The sequence below is a fragment of the Frankia sp. AgB1.9 genome (assembly GCF_016786355.1).
In the GTDB taxonomy this organism is placed as follows: Bacteria; Actinomycetota; Actinomycetes; order Frankiales; family Frankiaceae; genus Pseudofrankia.
Map to the genome: position 1 here is coordinate 1 of NZ_JADWYX010000170.1, position 16,261 is coordinate 16,261.

A 16,261-nucleotide genomic window follows, 5' to 3' on the forward strand; every position below is an offset into this window, starting at 1 on the left:
GGGGGCGGGGGGGGGGGGGCGGGCCCGCGGGGCCGGGGGGCGGGGGGGGGCGGGGGGGCGGGCGCCGGGGCGGCCGGGGGGCCGCCGACCTTGAGGTCGACGGCCTGGGCGGGGAATCCCCACACGACGAGCGCGACGATCGTGGCGGCGATGACGAGGGCCAGGCAGCCGAGCGCGCGGCTGGCGCGCAGCGCATAGCCGGAGGTCGCCCAGTAGGCGTTCAACAGCCACCGCTCCAGGCGCCGTCCCCGCCGGGCGGCGGCGCGCCGCATCTCCATCTCACCGTAGTAGAAGTCAGCCGCCCCGGGCTCGTTCCTGCTCTCCTCGAACGCCTTGCGTAGCTGCCGGTAAAGGACCTGCAGCCGTGCGGGTCCCACCACCTCGGCACCGTGCGGCGCGCGGGCCCATCGAGTGGCGCGCCGACCCGGCCGGGCGTTTCGCCAGTGGTGTTCCTCGGCGAGTACCTGCCTTGTCCCGGCCGGGTCGGTGGCGAACGTGCACTCGCCGTCAAGCTTGATCAGGTCCAGCCGCTGGATCCCCGCGAACTGGCACTCGGACAGATCCACATCCGTCAGCACCAGCCGCTCGGCGTCCACTCCACGCAGCGCCGTCACCTTCACGCCGTCGGCCTGGCCCGTGCGCCGGCGGCCCTGGATGGTGATCGGCCCGGTGAACACCGACTCCGAGAGATCCACCCGCGCTTCCTGAAGGTTCAGCGCCACCCGGCCCGGTACTCGCATCCCCGGGGCAGCGACATCGCCGACGACACCCTCGACCAGAAGCTCCCCCTGGACTTCACACCTGGTGAGGTCCAGGGAGCCGGCAGCGCCCGACAGACGTAGGACCCTCTTGATTTTCGTGTCTTCGAAGACCGCTCCCTGCTGGAAGGTCGTGTCCTGGAAGAAAGTGTTCTCGCGGAAGGTCGTGCCACGAAAGATCGCATCGTGAGCGAACGTCGCGCCGCCGAACCAGGCTTCGCCGCCGAAGTCCACGACGGCGAAGTAGGCGCCCTCGAGGAAGGTCGCGCCAGAGAAACGTGCCTGACCGTCGAAGGTGGCCGTGGTGAACACCGCGGGATCGACGAAGGCCGCGTCGCTGAAGTCGACGTTGCGGAAACGCGCTCCCAGCCGGGGTCCGGGCGAGCAGGCTCTCAGGAAGCGTTCCAGAAGCCCGTCGGTGAAGGTCACTCCGCTCGCGTTGACGTCGGAACCCGGGCCGAGCGTGCCGAGGTAGGCGTCCAGATCGGCGGACGGCAGATGGGCCCAGCAACGGTCGAAGGGCGGGTACACCGCGCCACCGCACTCCCGCTCCGGTTCCGCCGCCGGGTTGAGCGAGGGAAGGGAGCACGGAGGGAGGCGGGTCTGGATGGGGAAGCCGACCATGTGGCCCACCTTCGGTCGTCCTACGCACGCCGCCGGCCGCGTCCGCCCCCCACCCGGGGAAACTACCCGGCGCCCTGCTGGCACGGACCCGAACTCGAGACCACGGCCACCCGCCCTTACCGGAACTTATCGTTCCTCGCAGGGCCGACTCGGACCGGCGGACGGGCGGTCCTCTGCCCGATTCCGGGCAGGATTCTGGACTTCACCTGGGCTGGGAGGCCATCGTGGGCCGGGTGCCCGTGCCGCTGCCCGCCGACCTCGTCGACCACCTGGTCCGCACGACGGACCTGACGCCCGCCGAGGCGGCCCGGGTCGTCGCGGACGTGCTCGCGTACTACGACGAGCCGCCGGAGGCATGGGTGCGCCGGCGGCACGGCGAGCTGCGCCGCCAGGGCCTGACCAACGACGCGATCTTCGAACGGATCGGCCGGGAGCTGCCCGAGCACCGCTTCCGCGCGGAACCGCGCACGCCGCGCCAGCTGCGCCGCGTCGTCTACGGCTGACCGTCCGGAAGGACCGGCTGGCCAGAACGGAGCTGTCCATGTGCGGAATCGTCGCCTACGTAGGCCGCCGACCGGCCGTCCCGCTCGTCGTCGACGGGCTGCGCCGGCTGGAGTACCGCGGCTACGACTCGGCGGGCCTCGCGGTCCCGGCCAAGGACGGCGGGCTGACCGTCCACCGGGCAGCCGGGCGCGTCGACGAGCTGGCCGCCCGGCTGCCGAAACGGCTCGCCGCGACGACGGCGATCGCGCACACCCGGTGGGCGACGCACGGCGCGCCGAGCGACCGCAACGCCCACCCGCACCTGGACGCGGCCGGCCGGGTCGCGCTCGTCCACAACGGGATCATCGAGAACGCCGACCAGCTGCGCGCCAAACTCGTCGCCGACGGTGTCGTCCTGACGTCCGACACGGACACCGAGGTGCTCGCCCACCTGATCGGCCGGGAGCTCGCGGCCGGCGAGACCGACCTGGCGAACGCGGTCCGGGTCGCGCTCGACCAGATCGCCGGCACCTACGGGATCGCCGTCCTCGACGCCGCGAACCCGGGGGAGGTCGTCGTCGCCCGCAACGGCAGCCCGCTGCTGCTCGGCGTCGGCGAACGCGAGGTGCTGGCCGCCTCCGACCTCTCCGCGCTGGTCGCGCACACCCGCCAGGTCGTGCATCTGGAGGACGGCGACCTCGCGACGCTGCGGGCCGGGGGCTACGAGGTCAGCCGCGACGGGGCGCTGACCAGCCGGGCGACCGAGGTCGTCGACGTCGCGCCGATGGCCTACGAGCTCGGCGGCTACCGGCACTGGATGCACAAGGAGATCCACGAGCAGCCCGCCGCCGTCGAACGCGCGATCAGCGGCCGGATCGAGGACCGGTTCGCCACCGCGCACCTCGGCGGCCTGGACCTCTCCGCCCGCGACGCCCGCGCGGTCCGCCGCGTCGTCGTCCTCGGCGCCGGGTCGGCGTATCTCGCCGGGCGGCTCGGGGCGCAGCTGATCGAGGAGGTCGCCCGCATCCCGGCCGTCGCGGAACCGGCGGCGGAGTTCCGCTACCGCAACCCGGTGATCGAGCCCGACACGCTCTACGTCGCGGTCAGCCAGTCCGGCGAGACCTACGACACCCTCGCCGCCGTCCAGGAGGTCCAGCGCAAGGGCGGCCGCGTCGTCGGGATCGTCGGGGTCGTCGGCAGCGCGATCGCCCGCGCCGCGGGCAGCGGGATCTACCTGCACGCGGGACCGGAGGTGTCGGTCACCTCGACGAAGACCTACACCGCGACGGCGGTCTCGTTCGCGCTGCTGGCGCTGCACCTGGGCCGGGTCCGCGACCTGTCCCCCGCCGACGGGCGCCGGCTGCTCGGTGGGCTGCGCGCGCTGCCCGGGCAGATCGCCGAGATCCTCGCGGCCGAGGACGACGTCGCCGCGGTCGCCGCCCGCTGGGCCGCGTACAGCGGGATGCTCTACGTCGGGCGGGTCCGCGGCGCGGTCGTCGCCGCCGAGGGGGCGCTGAAGCTCAAGGAGGTCGCCTACATCCACGCCGAGGCCTACCCGGCGTCCGAGCTCAAGCACGGCCCGCTCGCGCTGGTGTCCCCGGAGCGGCCGGTCGTCGTGGTCGTGCCCGACGACGAGCTGCGCGAGAAGAACCTCGGGACGATCGCGGAGATCAAGGCCCGCGACGGCCGGGTCCTCGTCGTCGGCCACGACCGGGCGCTGGCGTCGGTCGCCGACGAGGTGCTGGTCGTGCCGCGAAACGAGCCAGAGCTTGACCCGATCCTGCTCGGCATCCCGCTGCAGCTGTTCGCCTACCACGCCGCCGTCATACTCGGCCACGACGTAGACCGCCCGCGCAACCTCGCCAAGTCGGTCACCGTCGAGTAGGGAGTGCGGCCGGAATACGCCAGAAACCTGCCGCCGCCGGTAGCTGGCGGTCAGAGGCCGGGTGCCAGGTGATCGTTGCCGGTGGCTGTGGTGCCGACGTCTCGGTCCTGATCGTTGCTGGGGTGTCGGGTTGGCGTCGATTGATCGGACCGCGTATCCGCGTTTGCGCCGTCGCTGCCGCCGCCGACTCGGGTGCGGTCAGCTTCGCAGGTAGGTCAGGACGGCGAGTACCCGGCGGTGGCCGTCGGCCTCGGGGAGGTCGAGTTTGGTGAAGATGTTGCCGATGTGTTTGGCCACCGCGGCGTCGCTGATTCCGAGCGTTCGGGCAATGGACGGGTTGTTGTGGCCTTCGGCCATCTGCCCGAGCACCTCCCGTTCCCGTGTGGTCAACCGGTCGAGTGGGTTGGTCGTGCGTCGGCGGTTCAGCAACTGCCGTACCACGTCGGGGTCGATGACGGTCTCGCCGGCCGCGACCCGCGACACCGCGTCGGAGAAGTCGGCGATCTCGCCGATGCGGTCCTTGAGTAGGTAGCCAACTCCGGCCCGTCCGGACGGGCCGAGCAGTTCAGCGGCGTACGCGGTGGCCGCGTACTGCGACAGCACGAGGACCGCCGCGCTCGGGTCGCTGGCGCGTAGTGTCACCGCGGCGCGCAGCCCTTCGTCGGTGAAACTGGGCGGCATGCGGACATCGGTGATGACCAGGTCGGGTCGGTGCTCTCGGGCGGCCGCCATCATCGAGTCACCGTCGCCGACCGCCGCCGCCACGGTGTGGCCCAGTCCTTCGAGCAGGCTGACGACGCCGGCCCGCATGAGCGTGGCGTCTTCGGCAAGCACTATTCGTAGCGACACGGCAGGTCGATCCGCACTGTGGTGGGTCCTCCTTGTGGGCTGCTGAACTCCAGGGTGCCGGCCACGACGGCCACTCGGTCGGCCAGCCCTCGCATGCCCGTGCCCAGTGACGGTTCGGCGCCGCCCCTGCCGTCATCGACGATTGTCAGCGCCAGGCGTTGCTCAGCGAGTCTGCCACTGATCTGGATACGAGTGGCTGCAGCGTGTCGTACCGCGTTGGTCAGGGCCTCCGAGACCACGAAGTAGGCGGTGGACTCGATCTCGGGCGGCAGCCGGCCGGGCAGGTCGAGGTCGACCTCAACCGGAATCGGGCACCGTTCGGCGAGTTCGCGTACCGCCTCGGCCAGCCCGAGATCGGTGAGGATCTGAGGATGGATGCCGCGGATCTGGTCCCGGAGGGTTGTGAGTGCCAGCCGGGCCTGCTCGTGGGCCTCGCCGACGAGTTCACCGGCGCGTCCGTCTGCGTCGGCCATATGCCGTTCGGCCAGGCCCAGCTTCATCGTCAGGAGTACCAGGTGTTGCTGCGCGCCGTCGTGCAGGTCTCGCTCGATCCGACGGCGTTCGGCCTCGAACGCGTTGACCAACCGGCTGCGTGACCGGGCCAGTTCCTCGACCTGACGGTTCATCTCGGTGCCGGTGGGCGCGAGCAGCCACTTGGCGAAGGCGGCCTGGGCACCGCCGAGCACGCTGATTCCGTACAGGGTGACGACCGTCGCGGGCACCCCGACCAGACCGGCGACGGCGCACGCCTGCCCGACGGTCTCGACCGTCCAGGTGCCCACCGCGATATGGACGTTCGCGCCCAACCCGACCAACAGCGGCAACGCCAGCAGGAGGAGGCAGATGAACAGAACGAACACCGCGGCGAGGTCGAGGAGCGCAAGCACCGACAGCAGGCATGCGCAATAGCCGAGTTCGCGCCAGGTGGCAGCCTCGGTCACCCGCCGCCGCACCCACGCCCAGCCGCTCGGGGGCGCGGGTGCGTGCGGGTCGGGGACCGTCAGCGGCTCCATGAAGCCGAGCCGGTGGCGCTCCAGCGCCCCGATCGGTATGCCGACGAGCAGCAGCAGCGGCGGAAACAGCAGCAGCGGCATGATGGCCAGCCAGGCGATCGAGATGACCGCCACGCTACTGACCACATAGGCCAGGCTGCGCCATGGCCATCGCGACAGGACGAATCGGACGGGGTTGCCCGCCATCGCCCGCCACACGCTCGTCGCCACGGTCACGACCCTTCAACGCAGCAGCTGGAGGAGCGGGTCAGCCCGCACCCATGACGCCGAGCAGCGAGGTGGCGGGTTCGAGCGCCGAGAATGCACTGGCCGCTGTCATGAGTAGCAGCAGGCATGCGGTCAGGGCCGTGATGACACCGAGTGTACTGTGCATGAATCTGACGCGGGTGGCGCTCGGGTCGCTGGCGATACGCCGCTTCCAGAAATGGGCGCTCGCCACGCCGGTTGCCACCATCAGCGTGGCGGAAATCGCCACCGTGACCCAGTAGTATCGCTCGACCTCGCCGAGCAGCACCGTCAGCGCGGGGGAACCGGCGTGCGGGCTGGCTGAATCCGTCAGCCCTTCGCGCATCTCACTCAAAACCTGTGCGAGATTTCCGTCGGCGGTTCTACCGGGTAGCAGCCCCAGCAACGGGATCAGAGGTAGGGCCATCACCTGGATGTTCACCGATAGCACCCATATGGCGAAAACCGTCAACGCCGTTGCGGCTGTGGCGACCGCCGCGTACCAGGGCCGGGAACGCAGGTATCTCTGCCACAGCGCGGTGGCGAGCAGGGCGAAGACAATGACCAACAACGCGCTGATCGCCACCTTGATCGCATGCCATTGGAACCAGTAGTCGACCAGCGTCGTCAGGCGGGCGGGGAACGCCGGGGATCCGCTTCGCCAATACTCGACGAGAGCGCGCCCGATGTCGTCCTGCAGTTTCGCGTCACTTGGCCTCAGGAGGGCGGCGGGGGCGAGCACAAATGCTGCCACCAAAGCTGCGCCGGCCACCAGCAGCAACCCGATCACGGACGTCGAATCCAGTCGAACAGTTTTGCGGTCGGAACCTGGTGTTGGTTCGGCGGCACCAGTTGTCGTGATCGGTCGAAATCGCATGGGACGACGATAGAGACGGGCCGCTCGGAGCACGATGGCACATGAGCTACCACAACCGGATGAGGCTGCGCTACCCGCGCGGTATAGCTGGCTCTACCTCAGGTCGATTCGCCGGGAGGAGTCTCACCTCCCGGTGTCCGCCATCCGGACTTGCCCGTCTCGACACCAAGATCTCTGGCGCAGCTGGTCGCGAAAATCAGGGCCTTGTCGTAATCCATGTTGCACAGGGCGGTGATCGAGCCGGCGGCGGAGGCGATGGTGGCCACGACCGCCATCGTCCTACCTCCAGCAGGACGGCGTCCCGTGTCATCGACATCCTGCTGGACTCGCTGGGCTCGGTCGGGGCACTGATGGCAGAAGAGCCGAGATGCCGCAGACCCGTTGGCAATGCCTCAACTCAACCGGCGGGCGGCAGTAGCACCTCAACGGCACCGCGGCAGGTTTCTGGCGTATTCCGGTCCTGCCCCAGTAGCACCCGCCGAGCGGGAAGCCCCTTCACGACGTCGCCATGAAGGTCGGGCCGTCCTGCGGGGGCAGGCTCAGCGGACGGAGAGCTTCGCGCCCTGGCGGGCCAGCTGCGCGCCGAGCGCCGCCTTCGGCTTCGAACCCTGACGGAACGTCACCGTCACGGCGTTGCCCGCGGCCGTCGAACCGTTCGGCCCGACGACGACCCGCACGGTGCCCAGGTTCGCGGGCCGGTTCGCGTTGGCCGCGGTCAGCGCGGAGATGTCCAGCGTCGTCCCGACCGGGACGGTGACCGTCAGGTGGGTGACCGCCCGGGACCGGACCGGGAACACCCCGACCACGGCGCCGGTCGTCGCGTTGCGGACCAGCACCGCCGTGACCGCCGCCGGGACGGGCTCGACGGCGATGTCGACGCGGACCTCCCGCTGGGCGGGCGCGCCGTGGACCGCGCTGGCCGGCCGCGCCGGCGCCGACGTGGCCGCGCTCGCCGGCAGCGCCGCGGCACCGACGACGGTCACTCCGGCCAACGTCACGGCAAGGGAACGACGCAGATTCCTGGAAACGCGCACGGGATTTCTCCTCGATATTGTCGGACTCGTTGGAAGCCGGTTCTCCGGACCCCTTTCCGCGGCCGCCACCAGGATGTTTTGTGGGGCGTTTTCCCAGGTCAGCCGCGTGGCCGTAACGCTAGTGAGCGTTTCTTGGAATGGGCCGTGGGAATCCTGTGCGCGGATAGGGGGACGCTGTGCGCACGCTGTGCCGACCGGCGTGACACCCGCCGCCTGCGGCGATCCGGGGGCCGGGCGGGGCGCGTCGCTACGATGGGGGTGTGAGCAGCCGCACGTACCGGGTGACCGTTCGGGGCATGTTCGACCAGCTGACCGAGCCCCAGCGGGCCGAGCTCCTCGCGGCCGCCGCCGAGCATGACGTGTTCCGCGCCGAGTTCACCGAGGCCGGCAACCTCACCTACGACCTCGCGGCCCGCCCGTTCTTCACCTTCCGCTACCTGGTCACCGCGACCGGCGGCGCGGGCGCCGACCTGGCGGCCGAGCCGGTGTCGGCAGCCGCCGACGGTGCCAGCGCCGCGGCGGCCTGGCTGGCCGAGCACGGCTACGGCCACAAGAACCTGCGCGCCTCGGCCGACGGGGTCACCGAGGTGCCCCAGGGCGCCCGCGCCCGCCGCCAGGCCCGCCGCGGCTGACACCCCCGACCCTGGCCTGACCGGCGGGACCTTGCCTCTTCCGCGCCGGGCCGCCCGGCCGGCGCGGTACCAGGTCAGCGAGTGAGGGCGCCGAGGTCGACCGACCGCAGCCGGTCCGGGCCCGACCAGGCGTCGATCGCGACGATCTGGCCCGCGAGGACCGTGAACGCCATGATGGCCGCCGGCTGGCCGCCAACCGTGACGACGACGCCGGTGGTGCCGTTGACCAGCACCGGGTGCAGCGTCGAGCGCGGGTTGGCGAACCGCAGGGCCTGACGGGCGATCGCGTCGGCGCCGTGGCGGATGCCGCCCGCGGCCGCGAACGCGCCGGTAGCGGTGCCGACGTCGGCGCGCAGCACGGCGTCCGGCGCGAGCAGCGCCAGCAGGCCGTCGAAGTCACCGCCACGGGCGGCGGCGAAGAACGCCTCGACGACCGCGCGCCGCCGGGCGTCGTCGCCGGCCACCACCGCGTCGTCGTCCGCGCCGGGTCCGGCGGCGCCGCGGCCCCGGCGCCGGGCCCGGCTGGCGAGCTGGCGGGCCGCCTGCGGGGACCGGCCGACCATCGGCGCGATCTCGTCGAACGGGACGGCGAACAGGTCGTGCAGCACGAACGCGAGCCGTTCCGGCGGGTCCAGCGTGTCGAGGACGACCAGCAGCGCGACCCCGACCGCGTCGGCGAGCAGCGCCTGCTCCTCGGGGCCGGGCGCCTCGTCGGGCCGGGACACGACCGGGTCCGCCAGCGTCAGCTCGGCCGGCTCCTCCCGGCGCGCCGCCCGGGCCCGCAGCGCGTTGAGGCACACCCGGCCGACGACGGTCGTCAGCCAGGCCCGCAGGTTCTCGATCGCGGCGGCGTCCGAGCGGGCCAGCCGCAGCCAGGCCTCCTGCACGGCGTCGTCGGCCTCGGCGCCCGAGCCGAGCATCCGGTAGGCGACGGACCGCAGGTAGGCCCGGTGCTCCTCGAACCGCCCCGCCAGCCACTCCGCGCCACCGGCCTCCCGGGACTGGCCCTGCCCGGGATCGGGCTCTCCAACGCGGGGGCTGGCGGGGCTGGTGTGAGGGCGGTCATGGTCGGGCATCGGTCACGTTCCTCCGTCCGGTCGGGTCACCGGACTGACCGTCCACGCCAGGCAGATGTGACCGTGCCTGGCCGGTGCCAGGAGGAGACCCATGCAATCGCGGATGAAGCACCCGGTGTACGTCGTTCCCGCCGCGCTCTCGGCGCTCACCGCCCTCGGTGACGCGGTGAAGGCGACGGGGCTTTCGGAGACGACGATCGAGCTGGTCAACCTGCGGGCCAGCCAGCTCAACGGCTGCGCCTGGTGCCTGAACATGCACGCCAGCGCGCTGCGCAAGGCCGGGCAGAGCGACGAGCGGATCGACACGGTGGCCGGCTGGCGTGACGCGCCGTACTTCACGGACGCCGAGCGGGCCGCGCTGGCTCTCGCCGAGGCGGAGACCCGGCTCGCCGACAGCCCCGACCCGGTCCCCGACGCCGTGTTCGCCGAGGCGGCCCGCCACTTCGACGAGACCCAGCTCGCGGCCCTGATCCTCGCCGTCGCCCAGATCAACCTGTGGAACCGGCTCAACGTCGCCACCCACCACGTCGCCGGCGCCTACTAGACCGGCTCTGACGAGGCTGGCCTCGTCCCGAGACCACCAAGATCTCTGTTTCCGCCCTCGCGTGGCTGTAACCCCAGCGTTTTTGTGACCACGCGAGGGCCGAAACGGCGATCAAGCCAGTGGGCGGACCTGGCCGGGCACGGCGCTGGTCCGGCGCCGGGTCGGCCCTCCCGACCGTCAGAGTCGCGGGTTCGACCCGCGTTCGCAACATCGCGACGACCAGCCGTCTAGCTAAGCCGAGTACTTGACATCGCCAAGTACTCGGCTTAGTTTTTTTCCATGGCACCGGCGCACGATCCTCAGCTCCTCAAGGGCGTCCTGTCGTTGCTGCTGCTACGGCTGCTCGCCGAGCGTGAGTCCTACGGCTACGAGATCGTCCAGCGGCTGCGCGAACTCGGGCTCTCGGACATCAGCGAGGGCAGCGTGTACCCGGCACTGGCACGCCTGGAACGCGAGGGCCGGGTGCAGACGCGCCTGGTCGCCTCCCGGTCCGGCCCGGCCCGCAAGTACTACCGGCCGACCGCGGCCGGTAGCCAGGCCCTGGCGGAAGGCACCGCGAGCTGGCTGTCACTGGCCGCGGTGGTCCATCCCGTGCTTGTCCGAAGCCTTCCCGACCCAGCCCCCGCAACGGAGGACACCTGAGATGGCCACGCCACGGATGACTCTCGACCGGCTACGTATCGAACGCGCCGTGTGGGCGGTGGACGCCCGGCTGCAGGACCTGCCGCGCGGATCCCGGATCGCCAGGCGGCGGGAGCTGCGCGCCAACCTGCTGGACTCGGCCGAGGACGTCGGGGCCCGGCAGGCCGTGCGCCAGCTCGGTGACCTGCGCGTCCTCGCGGCCGGCTTTCTCGCCGCCGAGTACGGCGAGCTGGCGCCACGCCCGTCCTGGACGGCCACAGTCGCCACTCTTTTCCTCGTCGAGGCTGTCATGACGCTGCTCGAGCACACCGGCAGGGCCGCCTTCGACGCCGGGATCACCACGGCCACTCCGCAGGCCACCGGCACGTTCCACTGGACCGGCGTCCCCTATCTGATCAGCGACGAGACCTTCGCCTACGTCAACGGAACGCACACCTCCGTCGGTGGAGCCTGGACCCCACTGGTCTACGTGCTCATGTTCGCCGGGGCTTTCGTCACCGGACGGATGTGGCGCCTGATACCGGCCCGGCGGCGATACCAGCGGTCCTCGGCCGTCACCGAAGAGGAAGAAAGTGGAGGTCGGCCTTGACCACCCGACCCGGAAACGCTCGCGGACGAAAAGCTGGCACGGTCCTCCCGGTCGCGGCGCTTCTCGTGACCGTGGTGCTGGTCCCGTCCCTGCTGGCGGGGGCCACACCAGCCCTGGCCGGCCCGGCGACGCCCCGGGTCACCGCGTGGGACCCGGCGGCCAGGATCGACCCCGAGCTGCGCACCCTGCTGGACGGCGTCATCGCCGCCGGCGTCCCCGGAGCCCTGGTCCGGGTGCGGGACCACGGCCGTGTCCGCCAGGCCGCCGCGGGCGTCGCGGACCTGGCCACGGGTACGCCGTTGCGACCGCAGGCCCGGGTACGCGTGGGCAGCGTGACGAAGACGTTCGTGGCCGCCGTGGTGCTCCAGCTCGTCGGGGAGGGCCGCCTCGCCCTGGACCGGCCGGTGGGACGGTGGCTGCCGGGCCTGCTGCGCGACGGGGACACGATCACCGTTCGGCAGCTGCTCAACCACACCAGCGGCCTGTTCGACTACACCGCCGACCCCGCGCTCCTGGCGGGCGTCGTCCAGAACCGGGTCTTCGCCCCGACGGAACTCGTGGCCCTCGCCGAGACCCACCCGCGCTCGTTCCCGCCCGGTACCGCCTGGGAGTACTCCAATACCAACTACATCGTCGCCGGCCTGCTCATCCAGGCGGTGACCCGTCATCCGCTGGGTGAGGAGCTCCAGCGCCGGATCTTCAGGCCACTGGGCCTCGCCGACACGTCGTTCCCCGCCACCACCGGGAACCTGCCCGGCTACCACGCGCACGGCTACGTCCCGCCTGACCTCGTTCCCACGGCCGGCGGCAGGCCGTTCGACGTGACCGGGTTCAGTCCCTCGCACGCCTGGGCGGCCGGCGCCCTGGTCTCCAGCGCCAGGGACCTGTCCCGCTTCTACCAGTCCCTGCTGGGCGGCGAGCTGCTCAGCGCCCCGCTGCTCGCGCAGCTGAGGACCACCGTCGCGGAGAGTCCCACCGAGCCGGACTTCCGCTACGGCCTCGGGATCGAACGGGTCCAGGACCGCTGCGGCGTGAACTGGGGCCACAGCGGCGCCATCTTCGGCTACCAGACGATGGCGTTCTGGAACGAGGACACCGGCCGGACGGTCGTCATGGCCAGCACCCTCGACCCCGCGCCCACGGCCGCCGAGGCCGCGCTCGCGAAGGCAGCCGACCAGGTTCTATGCGGGCCGTCTTCTCCCTGACACCGACCGGCCGGTCAGGTGGCGCAGAACTCGTTGCCCTCGGGGTCGCGCAGCACCCACCAGTGGCCGGCGGGGCCCTGGTCGCACTCACGGACCCGGGTCGCGCCGAGGGCCTCCAGCCGGGCGACGAGGGCGTCACGGCCGCCGGCCTGCGCGTGGACGTCGAGGTGCAGCCGGTTCTTGACCGTCTTCGGTTCGGGGACGTCCTGGAACAGCAGCCGCCGGCCGGCCCCGACGCCACTGACCTCGTCGAACGGGTCGTCGGGGTGGCGGACCGCGGCCAGGCCGCGGAACGTCCGCCGGCCGGCGTGCTCGGTCACGGCGTCCGGGGGCAGCTGCCCGGCGGCGAGCAGCCGGTCGACGAGGCGGCTCGGGTCCTCGACCACGTAGCCGAGCGCCGCCGCCCAGAACTCGGCGAGCGTGGCCGCGTCCCGGCTGTCGACGACAAGCTTCCAGTGCAGAGGCGTCATACGACCAGTGATACCGCCCGCCTGTGACAGTCCACCGGGCGCGCGCGGCGGCGTCAGAGCCCGGCGATGGCGGTGCGGGCCATCGCGACGAGGGGGTCGCGCGCGGTGGCCGGCGCCTTCGCCGCGGAGGTGACCGACAGGTCGAGGACCTGGGTGCCGCGGACCTCGACGACCCAGATCGTCGCGAACGTGGTCCCGGCGAGGCTGGGCGTCGTGCCGTACCGGGCGGCGTCCCCGAGGCCGGTCACGTCCTGGGAGGTGCCGTGGCCGTACTCGCTGGCGCTGACGCTGTCGTCGAGCTCCTCGCGGGCCGACACCCCGGTGCGCCCAGCGTCGCGGACCCCGACGGTCAGCGCGCCGACCGGCACGAAGCCGGCGGTGAACGCGCAGCTCAGGAACGTCTGCCCCTGCTTGGGCGCGGACATCGCGACCGAGCGTGGCGCGACCGAGGACCGGCCGGTGAGCCGTTCGACCGCGGTCATGTCGGCCACGTCACACGCCGAGCGCGGCAGCCGGAACGTGGCCGGGCGCGCCGTGCTCGACCGGCCGGTGCCCGCCGGCCCGGCGCTGCCGGTGGCGGTGGGTGTGCTGGTGGCCGTCGCCGCGGACGGGGAACGGGTCGGCTGGTCGCTGGTGGAGACCGCGGAGCAGGCCGCCACAGCGAGCGCGCCGACCAGCCCGGCCGCGACGGGCAGCGTCTGCGTCCTCAGGGTCTGTGTTCTCACAGCCTGTGTCCTCACGGTCCGCGTCCTGGCCGTCCGCGTCCACACAGTCGCACCTTAGCCGGGCCTGATCAGCCGGCGGGAAAACGAGTCGGCCGCCCGACAGGACCGTCCCCGATGTGCCGGTGTGTGCTGCAAGGCCCCGGTGCTCCGAGGCCGGCGGCCGCGGCCGCGTCGCGCGCGGTCACCCGGAGACCTGGCCCAGGATGGCGGCCTCGACGGCCGGGTCGATGCCGACCGGCGGCCGGTCCGGCCGCTGCGGCGCCGGCCCGTCGAGGCCCCGCAGCCAGGCCCACGTGTCCGCGGCGGTGTCGGCGACGGGGCGGACCCGCAGGCCGGCGCCCAGCGCCCGGGTGACGTCGATGCCGTTGACGTAGTCGTACATCTCCCCGGGCGGCAGCCACATCGGCAGACCGGTCCAGGGGCGCACCCCGGCGGCGAGGATCGGCTCCGGGTCGGTCCAGACCAGCTCGGCGTCCGACCCGGTCGCCGCCATGCAGGCCTCCAGCAGGCCGGCTATCGTGGTGTGTCCGGGCGGACAGACCACGTCGTACGCCCCGCCAGCCCCGGCCGCGGCGGTGTCCAGCAGCCAGGCGGCGAGGTCGCGGACGTCGATGAACCGGGTCTCCAGGTCCGCTGGGCCGGGCGCCAGGACCCGGCCGCCGCGGGCGACCCGGTGCAGCCACCAGGGCAGCCGGCCGATGTTCTCCCCCGGGCCGAGGATCAGCCCGGGCCGCGCCAGCAGGGTCCGCCGTTCCCCGAACGCCCGCAGGACGGCGAGCTCGCCGCCGCGCTTCATCCGGTTGTACCCGGCGAGCCCGCCGTCCTCGGTGTCGCCCGGATCGCCGTCCAGCAGCGGTCCGTCCTCGGCCGCGCCGGGCACCCCCGGGTAGGCGTAGACCGACCGGCTGGAGACGTAGGCGAAGCACCCGACCCGGTCGGCGAGCAGCGCCGCCGCGTCCCGGACCGCGACGGGCGCCCACGACCAGGTGTCGACGGCGATGTCCCAGCTCCCCGCCGCGCCGGCGAGCGCGCCGAGCCCACCGGGCGCGGTCCGGTCGCCGCGCAGCACGCTGACCCCGGGCGGGGCCGGGTGGCTGCCCCGGTTGAGGACCGTGACATCCCAGCCGCGGGCCAGCGCGTCCTCGACGACCGCCGTGCCGACGAACTCCGTCCCACCCAGCACCAGAAGCCGCATACCGCGACTATCCCCGCCCGCCACCACCCGGGAAAGCTCCGCCTGCTGACGGCAGAACCCCCGGCGGCCAGCCGGCGCAACCCGCGCCGCCGGCGGTCGCGCTCAGGCCGCCGGGCAGGTCAGGTCCGGCACGCCCAGCGCGGAGACGGTCGAGCAGTAACTGTCCCTGCTGACCTTCCAGCCCGTCGCCGTACGGACCGCCGTGGCGGACGTGGAGAAGTTGTACGGGGAGGTGTTGCCGATCAGGCTCGGGACTGTCGGGTCGGTGAACGACAGCGTCAGGTTGGCGATCAGGTGGTCGGGGCCCATCGGGGTGAGGCCGCCGACGGTGACCTCGATCGTGTCGCCGAGCTGGGGGAAACGGGCGAGCACCTTGGCGCGGGTGGCCGTCAGCGCCGGGCCGTCCTCGGTGGCCGCGGCGAACTGGGCCGCGGTCGTGCCGTGGGTGAACACGGTGTGGAACACGGCCCTGACCGCCGCCACGGTCGCCTCGTCCGGCGGGGCCTGGCTGTGCGCGACCGGTCCCGCGGACCAGGTGACAGCCGGGGCCGGCGCCCGCTGGCCGACGACTATCTTGCCGGCGGAGGGCTCGGACCGCGCCGCGACCGCCGGCGTCGCGCCACCGCTGGTCGCCCGGCCGGTGGCCAGGCTCACCGGCAGGCCGACGCCGAGCGCGACCGCGACGACGAAAGCCGCGCCACCGGCGATCCTGACCCGGGCACGGTGCCGCCGTGCCCGGGCGCGGACGACCTCGGGGAACACGGTGCCGACGCCGCGGCGCGGCATCTCGGCGCGCAGCGCCCGCAGCTGCGCCCGCAGGTCCTGCTCGGCGCCGCCGCTCAGCTCATCGGCCCACCGCGGCGGCGTCCCCGCGGTATGGGAGAAGCGGGAGATCGGCTCGTGGCCGACCGCAGTGCTGCCGGCCAGACTGTCCGGCCTGGACAATCCGCGTCGCCTGCGTGGCCATGCGCTCACAGCGACCTCTCCCTCACCGGACGCGCCGCGTCGAAGGCCGGTGCCGCCAGCGGCGCCAGCGGGGACGGGACGCGGTCCTCGTCCCCGGTCTCGTTGGTCAGGACGTCGAGGCCGCCGGCGGGGGCCGGGCCGCGGGCCCGGGGTCTGCCGAGCACGCGGACGTGCTCGCTCTCGCGCAGCCGCGCGAGGCCGCGTGACGCCTGGGAACGCACCGAGCCGACCGAGCAGCCCAGCGCGGCCGCGACGTCGGCCTCCGGCAGGTCGTCGAAGTAGCGCAGCACCAGCACGGCGCGCTGCCGCGGCGGGAGCGTCCGCAGGGCGCGGAGCAGGCCGTCGCGCTGGGACATCCGATCGGCGTGGTCGAGGCCGTCCGCGGCGATGTCGACGGCCCACTGGCCGGCGCCGCCCCGCGGCCCCTCGCCGCTCCGGGCCCGCCGCCGCCGCCCCCGGCTCGTGGCCG

At 72.9% G+C, this 16,261-nt stretch carries 19 protein-coding genes; 7 read left to right on the plus strand and 12 right to left on the minus strand.

Translation table 11 applies throughout. The features are described 5' to 3' along the window. Positions 1 to 1,382: pentapeptide repeat-containing protein (locus I6A60_RS37790; RefSeq protein ID WP_203055833.1), on the minus strand; the 1,382-nt coding region annotated here is incomplete at its 3' end. A gap of 224 nt (positions 1,383 to 1,606) precedes the next feature. Between I6A60_RS37790 and I6A60_RS37795 the strand changes: the two genes are divergently transcribed. Beyond that, positions 1,607 to 1,885, plus strand: coding sequence for a hypothetical protein (locus I6A60_RS37795; RefSeq protein WP_307874074.1), 279 nt, complete (start codon positions 1,607 to 1,609; stop codon positions 1,883 to 1,885). Between the two features lie 38 nt (positions 1,886 to 1,923). Then, complete coding sequence (gene glmS, locus I6A60_RS37800; RefSeq protein WP_203023401.1) at positions 1,924 to 3,750, plus strand: glutamine--fructose-6-phosphate transaminase (isomerizing); 1,827 nt, start codon at positions 1,924 to 1,926, stop codon at positions 3,748 to 3,750. A gap of 198 nt (positions 3,751 to 3,948) precedes the next feature. On the opposite strand, the gene I6A60_RS37805 is transcribed toward glmS, so the two are convergent. The 5 genes from I6A60_RS37805 to I6A60_RS37825 all read right to left on the minus strand — a co-directional run bounded on the left by I6A60_RS37805 (position 3,949) and on the right by I6A60_RS37825 (position 7,748). Further along, complete coding sequence (locus tag I6A60_RS37805) at positions 3,949 to 4,599, minus strand: response regulator transcription factor (protein ID WP_203023400.1); 651 nt, start codon at positions 4,597 to 4,599, stop codon at positions 3,949 to 3,951. Then, on the minus strand, positions 4,584 to 5,822 hold the full coding sequence (locus I6A60_RS37810; protein ID WP_307874075.1) for a sensor domain-containing protein: 1,239 nt from the start codon (positions 5,820 to 5,822) through the stop codon (positions 4,584 to 4,586). Before I6A60_RS37810 ends, I6A60_RS37805 begins: the two co-directional genes overlap by 16 nt. Before the next feature lie 37 nt (positions 5,823 to 5,859). Next, on the minus strand, positions 5,860 to 6,714 hold the full coding sequence (locus tag I6A60_RS37815; RefSeq protein ID WP_238437073.1) for a hypothetical protein: 855 nt from the start codon (positions 6,712 to 6,714) through the stop codon (positions 5,860 to 5,862). 98 nt (positions 6,715 to 6,812) lie between these two features. Further along, a complete protein-coding gene (locus I6A60_RS37820) occupies positions 6,813 to 6,980 on the minus strand; it encodes a hypothetical protein (protein ID WP_203023399.1) in 168 nt (55 codons plus the stop codon). Between the two features lie 273 nt (positions 6,981 to 7,253). After that, on the minus strand, positions 7,254 to 7,748 hold the full coding sequence (locus I6A60_RS37825) for a transcriptional regulator (RefSeq protein ID WP_203023398.1): 495 nt from the start codon (positions 7,746 to 7,748) through the stop codon (positions 7,254 to 7,256). A gap of 260 nt (positions 7,749 to 8,008) precedes the next feature. On the opposite strand from I6A60_RS37825, the gene I6A60_RS37830 reads away from it, so the two are divergent. Continuing rightward, a complete protein-coding gene (locus tag I6A60_RS37830) occupies positions 8,009 to 8,380 on the plus strand; it encodes a DUF6204 family protein (RefSeq protein WP_203023397.1) in 372 nt (123 codons plus the stop codon). 74 nt (positions 8,381 to 8,454) lie between these two features. Here I6A60_RS37830 and I6A60_RS37835 read toward each other — a convergent pair whose 3' ends face one another. Then, positions 8,455 to 9,456, minus strand: a complete 1,002-nt coding sequence (locus tag I6A60_RS37835) for a sigma-70 family RNA polymerase sigma factor (protein WP_203055834.1) — start codon at positions 9,454 to 9,456, stop codon at positions 8,455 to 8,457. A gap of 91 nt (positions 9,457 to 9,547) precedes the next feature. Between I6A60_RS37835 and I6A60_RS37840 the strand changes: the two genes are divergently transcribed. The 4 genes from I6A60_RS37840 (at position 9,548) to I6A60_RS37855 (ending at position 12,436) form a co-directional block, all read left to right on the plus strand. After that, positions 9,548 to 10,000 (plus strand): carboxymuconolactone decarboxylase family protein, encoded by a 453-nt coding sequence (locus tag I6A60_RS37840; RefSeq protein ID WP_203022733.1) that lies wholly within the window; start codon positions 9,548 to 9,550, stop codon positions 9,998 to 10,000. Positions 10,001 to 10,279: 279 nt separating this feature from the next. Then, positions 10,280 to 10,642 (plus strand): PadR family transcriptional regulator, encoded by a 363-nt coding sequence (locus I6A60_RS37845; RefSeq protein WP_203022732.1) that lies wholly within the window; start codon positions 10,280 to 10,282, stop codon positions 10,640 to 10,642. 1 nt (position 10,643) lies between these two features. Beyond that, the gene (locus I6A60_RS37850) at positions 10,644 to 11,231 is read left to right on the plus strand and encodes a hypothetical protein (RefSeq protein WP_203022731.1); all 588 of its coding nucleotides are present in this window, start codon (positions 10,644 to 10,646) and stop codon (positions 11,229 to 11,231) included. Between the two features lie 65 nt (positions 11,232 to 11,296). Beyond that, positions 11,297 to 12,436, plus strand: a complete 1,140-nt coding sequence (locus I6A60_RS37855) for a serine hydrolase domain-containing protein (RefSeq protein ID WP_307874076.1) — start codon at positions 11,297 to 11,299, stop codon at positions 12,434 to 12,436. A 14-nt stretch (positions 12,437 to 12,450) separates the two neighbouring features. On the opposite strand, the gene I6A60_RS37860 is transcribed toward I6A60_RS37855, so the two are convergent. From I6A60_RS37860 to I6A60_RS37880, 5 genes are all read right to left on the minus strand, one after another. Next, positions 12,451 to 12,906: a VOC family protein gene (locus tag I6A60_RS37860; RefSeq protein WP_203022729.1), complete on the minus strand. Its 456-nt coding sequence runs from the start codon at positions 12,904 to 12,906 to the stop codon at positions 12,451 to 12,453. A gap of 53 nt (positions 12,907 to 12,959) precedes the next feature. Beyond that, positions 12,960 to 13,631 (minus strand): hypothetical protein, encoded by a 672-nt coding sequence (locus tag I6A60_RS37865; RefSeq protein ID WP_203022728.1) that lies wholly within the window; start codon positions 13,629 to 13,631, stop codon positions 12,960 to 12,962. A 181-nt stretch (positions 13,632 to 13,812) separates the two neighbouring features. Then, entirely contained in the window at positions 13,813 to 14,826 is a 1,014-nt protein-coding gene (locus I6A60_RS37870) for a reductase (RefSeq protein ID WP_203022727.1), read from the minus strand. Between the two features lie 102 nt (positions 14,827 to 14,928). After that, complete coding sequence (locus I6A60_RS37875; RefSeq protein ID WP_203022726.1) at positions 14,929 to 15,771, minus strand: hypothetical protein; 843 nt, start codon at positions 15,769 to 15,771, stop codon at positions 14,929 to 14,931. Positions 15,772 to 15,797: 26 nt separating this feature from the next. Beyond that, positions 15,798 to 16,261: sigma-70 family RNA polymerase sigma factor (locus I6A60_RS37880; RefSeq protein WP_203055835.1), on the minus strand; the 464-nt coding region annotated here is incomplete at its 5' end.